The sequence below is a fragment of the Psychrobacter sp. genome (assembly GCF_036731945.1).
GTDB lineage: Bacteria > Pseudomonadota > Gammaproteobacteria > Pseudomonadales > Moraxellaceae > Psychrobacter.
Genome location: NZ_DAINDI010000076.1, coordinates 475 through 6265 on the forward strand (window position 1 = coordinate 475; position 5791 = coordinate 6265).

Genomic DNA, 5791 nt, shown 5'->3' on the forward strand with positions numbered 1-5791 from the left:
GACTATTCTTATTTTTAGAACAATATCGTCATAAAGGTAAGGTAATATATTTATAACAGAACCCTGTATATTCATAACAGTGCAACCAACATAGGCTGTTACTATGGCCAAAGTGATGATAAAAGTGTTATGACAAAAGTAACGATAGCAAATGTAAATTAAGTCTAGAAGATGTTAATCATACTTACGATATAAGGAATTTCACCATGTCAGATACCGCAAAGACAAATACGAACAGTAAAGAACCGTTAGATTATGGAGTCATTGATAATACCGATAAGAAACGCTTTGAGATTCATATTGATGGCAAAATCGCTTTAGAAGACTATGAATTTTTTACCACTGGCGCAGGCGAAAAAGGTATCGAATACAAACACACCGAAGTGCCAGAAGAGTTAGGTGGCCGTGGTATTGCAGGGTATTTGGTCAAATATATTTTGGATGATGCAGCGGCGAAAAACTTGCGAGTGAAGCCAACTTGTCCTTATGTAAAGTCTTATATCGACAAGCATCCAGAATACCAAGACAATTCGGTATTCCATAACGCTACGCCTTAAATAGCGATACATAAGCGCTTAACCAGAAAGTAAGAAAAACGCCCTATCTTTACGGATAGGGCGTTTTTTATTGGCAATGTTTTAGGTGGCTAAGGTTTGTTACTGGTACTGCTATTTAAGCGATATGCGCTAAAAATTCTTTATTGCGCGCCCTTACCGATAGATACAGCACAGGCAAAACAAATAAACCGACCGCCCAAAAACTTAGCTGCATATATAGCAAAGCACCTACTAACGCCCCGACCAAAAAACTAAACACCAATACCGAGCTGTGGGCCAATTTTTTGCCATTATCGGCGTTTCGATTGCGGAGATAATCAGTCAAATTAATACCCAGTTGCGTGGTATTTCCAGTCATCAATACCGTTGGGCTCATGTGCTTAATCACTGTCTTGCTAGCCGTATTACGAATCGCCAGTGCAATGAGACCGAGTCCACCTGTTATTGCCACGGTGATATCGCCGGCATCAACAAACGGCTGATAATAAAGCCCAGCCACCATAAATGCGGTCAAAAAAGCCGCTTCTGCTAAAAATAAGTGACTTAGCGTCAGTTGTTCATTCTGACTATAGTCAATAAATATTTTGGTGACCATGACCGTTAAAATAAACAACGGTAAAGCGGCAAGTTTAATCCATAAACCCGCCTCACCTTTCACCAAGCCACTACCCGCCATCACCAAGTTACCCGTGACATGGGCAGTAAAAAAACCAAACAAGGTGATAAAACCAATGGTATCAATCGCGCCGCCGACCACGGTTAATAATACGGGCGTTTGGTGTCGCTGCCAAAAACTGGGCGGCTTTGAATTTGGCAGCTTTGGGTCAGATGAAACTGACTGACGGCTATCATTTTTACTCGTAGCGTCATTCTTAGTATTAGCAGTAGAGATAGGATTAGTCACGCGACGATTGGCCTGCAAATTTGATAAACTCAGTCACAAAGCCTTGTAAGAACTTCTGCGTCCGTTCGCTAACGCTGCCATCTTCATTTAAGCTGTCCGTTGCTCGGCTTAAATAAATCTCAGGGTCAATCATTACTTCTGCTGAAAGCATCTGCATGCTTTTACGCACATCCATCCCACTATTGATACCGCCAAAGCTGCCTGGCGATGCTGTGACGACGGCGACTTTTTTATGTTCCCAAACACTTTTGGTATAAGGACGCGAGCCGATATCTACCACGTTTTTCAAAGCAGCAGGCATGGTACGGTTATGCTCAGGCGTCACAATCAATACCGCATCGGCATCTTTTAGCTGCTGGCGGACACGCTCATAGCTGTCAATAGTCGTATCATCATAATCTTGATTGTAAAGGGGCAAGTCTGCAATGTGAACTTCCTTTATATCGACGTTATCAGGCATCTGCGACGCAATAAACTCTGCAAATTTACGATTGATGGATTCTTTTCGCAAACTACCGATAATTAATGCGATATGGATTGATGCACTCATAACAACTCCTTAATGATGATAAAAAACACCTAGAATGAGCATTTTACTATACTAGATTCTGCGCGTATGACTGTTATCAATTGAATACGCACCTGGACCATGAGCAAAAATCATCAAGAAACCACCCGCCATAGCGATATTTTTCATAAATGGGTTCATTTGTGATTCATCAATCCAAAACTGATGGAAAAGTAGCGCCGACGCAATGCTAAAACCAGCCATTAAGAGCGCCACCAAGCGCGCTTTAAAGCCTAACAAAATCGCGATACCACCAAGCAGCTCAACAGCAATGACCAAAGGCAATAGCATACCCGGTACGCCCATTGATTCCATATAACCTTGGGTGGCCGCGTAGCCAGTAATTTTGGTAAAGCCAGAAAAGATAAAGATCATCGATAATAATAAGCGGCCAATTGGGGCGCTCAGCTCTTGTAATTTGTCCATGATTATTCTCCAGTAAGATAAAAGTCATGATTATAAATATTTTATTCAAAAGACTTTTGTTCGATTAAACAACGGCATTATTGTAGTCGTTGCTTAATGGTAGATAAACTATGATAACTGCAAATGTAAGTTCTTTTTTAGAGAACAGTCAAATAGCAATTCTACTTGTACAATATTAAAAACCATCATAATATCGCTCATGACTTATGCTCGTTACTTAAGCTTATTATCAAGACAGCTTGCATTTGAACCCTCTAATAATAGCCACAGAAAGAAACATTTTTCGATGCCATTTAGCATTTAACATCATGATTTTTTGCTACACTCATTATATTGTTATGTAAGACATACTTAACGCCAGCTTCTACTTACTTAAAAAGGATGATTTATGATCACTATAAATTCTATTAAAAAAACAAACCGCGCAATTACTTTTGCTGCTATCGGTACGCTTGGTCTGCTTAGCACACTAGGTCACGCAGCGACTTATGAGCTTGATTCCAAACATACCGCCGTACGTTTTTTCGTCGATCATTTTGGTACCACGACCAATGCTGGCGGCTTTTATAATCTATCGGGTACGCTTGAGTACGCGCCTAAAGAGAAAAAAGGCTTTGTCGGTATTACTATCCCGATGGGCAGCTTGAGCACAGGTATTAAAGCGTTTGACGGTCATCTAAAATCTGCCGATTTCTTCAATGTAAAAGAACACCCAACCGCTTACTTCAAATCGACTAAGTGGGAATTTGACGGTGATAAAGTTAAAACGGTCAAAGGTGATTTAACGCTGCTAGGTAAGACTCATCCAGTGACTTTAAAAGCCACTAAATTTAACTGTTATGACAGCCCTTTATTAAAAGCTGAAGCGTGTGGTGGTGATTTTGAAACCACGATCGATAGAACCAAATGGGGCATCAATACCTTTACCGATGGCGGTATGATGAAAGACATCAAGCTGGTCGTTCAGGTAGAAGGTAGTAAAAAAGCGGATCTTAAATAAGACTGCTTTCTGACTGTAAAACCGTCCTTTATACGTGGCACAGTCTAAACGAGTTGGTGTTATTGATAAAAGGCTGGGTTTCTAACTCAGCCTTTTATCTTTTATATCGTTAATTTTGAATAAAATAGATATATTAAATGTATGCTTAGATTAAGATAACACTTGGCAAATAACCGTTTTATATCATGGTCATCATAAGATATAGCAAAATAACAATAGCTAAATAACCATATCTAAAAAACAGTAAAGAGGTAGCTAGGATGGGACAACTAGAAGACATGGCAATGTTTGTGCGTATTGTCGAGGCGGGTAGCATTACTAAGGCTGCCGAGCAACTCAATATTGCCAAGTCAGCGGTGAGCCGCCGTCTTAAGGATTTAGAGACGCGCTTGGGCAGTCAACTTATCAGCCGCACAACGCGCCAATCGAATCTGACCCAAGCTGGCGAGCAGTATTACCAAAAGGTGAGTAATATCCTCAGCGAAGTGGACGCGCTAAACGAGGAAACCAGTGGCGCGCCGACGCGTATCGAGGGTACCTTAAAAATGACCGCGCCCTTGTCATTTGGCTTAATGCATTTAAACGATGTCATCGATGAGTATGCCAATCAGCACCCCAATCTGAATTTTGAGCTGAACTTTTCTGACCGGCATACCGATTTGGTAGAGGAAGGATTTGAATTAGCCATTCGGATTAGGGAGCTGCAAGATTCAAGTTATCAAGCCAAACGTCTGGCGCTGATTCGTTATACCTTATGTGCCAGTCCTGAATATCTGACTAGAGTAGGCATGCCAGAGACCATCGAGGATTTGGCCAAGCATGAGTTTTTGCAATACGGCTTGAGTAAATCCAGCATGCTTGAGCTGATAGACGAGCAAGGCAAAAAACACCAAGTGGCTATTAACTCAAAAATAAAAGTGAATAACGGTGACTTTTTGCGTGATATGGCCGTAAAAGGGCACGGCATTGCTTTTTTACCCAATTTCATCACTTATAAAACCCTAGCCAGTGGTGAGCTGGTGCCCATTATGCACCAGTATCAACTGCCCACTTTAAACGCTTATGCAGTCTATCCGAAAAATCGCTTTTTATCGCAGCGTTGCCGTTATCTCATTGATTTTATTGCCGAGCGTTTCGGTGATGACCCTTATTGGGATAAATTTTAATAGACCTAAGCGAGTAAACTGAGCAGTTTTTTAAAGTCGCTATAAATATTAAAACAATACTGTTAGTATTATTTTAAGTTATCCATCAGCCATAAGGAGATGCAACATGGATTTAACATCACTTGGCATGAAAGCCATTCACGACTTTGATGACGTGCGCCAAAGTCCGTTACCACAAGAGCGTCTAAAAGCCGCGCGCAAGCAAGCAAGCGCTTTTAGAGAACGCTTTATGGATGAAGCGCCAGTACGGTTTTATCAAAGCGCCGACATGGTGCGTGTGCCCTACCCGACATGGTACGCTTATAGTGGCGTCTATACCCAAAGCACCTATAAATTTCCCTACATTCATATCTTAAACCGCATTTTTATCGTGCAATATTATGACTTTTCAGGCGAATTGAAAACCTTGCTGTTTTCTCCTTCTGATATCGAAGCGGATCGTGAAACGCCATTCTTTAAACGCTTAACCGATAAAATGCCCAGTTGGTCGCCGCTTGAAGGCGTTGTTGCGCCTATCATTCGTGATGTCACTGGTGCCTTAGCAGAAGTTGGCCTGTCTCCCGAAGACGTTGATTATATTAGCTACGACCACCTTCACACCCAAGATGTACGTCGTTGGCTAGGCACTAAAAATATAGGTGGAGAAGATAAGCCTGCCTATTTCCCTAACGCCAAGTTATTGGTTCATGAGCAAGAATGGTTAAGTACTACCTCATTATTACCCGTGCAAGCAGATTGGTATTGTCCAAATGGTATCGAAGGTGTCGATCCTGACAAAGTGATTAAGTTCACCGGTAGCATTCAATTGGGTGAAGGCGTCGCACTCGTGCATACCCCCGGTCATACCGAAGGCAATCATTCGTTAGTCGCCCGCGTACCTGACGGCATCAGAGTGACTTCAGAAAATGGCGTCGGCGCTGATGCTTATGCACCCATGAATTCGAAAGTAAATGCTATCCGCCGTTATGCCAAAAATACAGGGATAGAAGTGATTTTAAATGGCAATACCCTAGAAGGCAGTAATGAGCAATATATCTCAATGGTGATAGAGAAAATCATCGCCGGGCCTTCTAAAAATCCTGACTTCCCTAACTGCGCCTCAAGTAGCGAAACAACGCCCTACTGGCTCATTCCTGGGCATAAAGTCAGTCATTTAATCGGTGAGGCAAA

7 protein-coding genes are annotated in these 5791 nt (G+C 41.9%); 4 read left to right on the forward strand and 3 right to left on the reverse strand.

Annotated features, from left to right (window positions below):
• Positions 1-206 precede the first annotated feature (206 nt).
• Positions 207-557, forward strand: a complete 351-nt coding sequence (locus V7D75_RS12680; RefSeq protein ID WP_333614840.1) for a GNAT family N-acetyltransferase — start codon at positions 207-209, stop codon at positions 555-557.
• A 115-nt stretch (positions 558-672) separates the two neighbouring features.
• Here V7D75_RS12680 and V7D75_RS12685 read toward each other — a convergent pair whose 3' ends face one another.
• The 3 genes from V7D75_RS12685 to V7D75_RS12695 all read right to left on the reverse strand — a co-directional run bounded on the left by V7D75_RS12685 (position 673) and on the right by V7D75_RS12695 (position 2455).
• Positions 673-1374 (reverse strand): YoaK family protein, encoded by a 702-nt coding sequence (locus V7D75_RS12685; protein WP_333614852.1) that lies wholly within the window; start codon positions 1372-1374, stop codon positions 673-675.
• A 79-nt stretch (positions 1375-1453) separates the two neighbouring features.
• The gene (locus V7D75_RS12690) at positions 1454-2011 is read right to left on the reverse strand and encodes an NADPH-dependent FMN reductase (protein ID WP_333614841.1); all 558 of its coding nucleotides are present in this window, start codon (positions 2009-2011) and stop codon (positions 1454-1456) included.
• A 51-nt stretch (positions 2012-2062) separates the two neighbouring features.
• Positions 2063-2455 carry a DoxX family protein gene (locus V7D75_RS12695; RefSeq protein WP_333614842.1) on the reverse strand — a complete coding sequence of 131 codons (393 nt, stop codon included), beginning with the start codon at positions 2453-2455 and terminating at the stop codon, positions 2063-2065.
• 388 nt (positions 2456-2843) lie between these two features.
• Between V7D75_RS12695 and V7D75_RS12700 the strand changes: the two genes are divergently transcribed.
• The 3 genes from V7D75_RS12700 to V7D75_RS12710 form a co-directional block, all read left to right on the forward strand.
• Positions 2844-3455, forward strand: coding sequence for a YceI family protein (locus V7D75_RS12700; RefSeq protein ID WP_333614843.1), 612 nt, complete (start codon positions 2844-2846; stop codon positions 3453-3455).
• A 260-nt stretch (positions 3456-3715) separates the two neighbouring features.
• On the forward strand, positions 3716-4621 hold the full coding sequence (locus V7D75_RS12705; RefSeq protein ID WP_333614844.1) for a LysR family transcriptional regulator: 906 nt from the start codon (positions 3716-3718) through the stop codon (positions 4619-4621).
• Between the two features lie 106 nt (positions 4622-4727).
• Positions 4728-5791: hypothetical protein (locus tag V7D75_RS12710; protein ID WP_333614845.1), on the forward strand; the 1064-nt coding region annotated here is incomplete at its 3' end.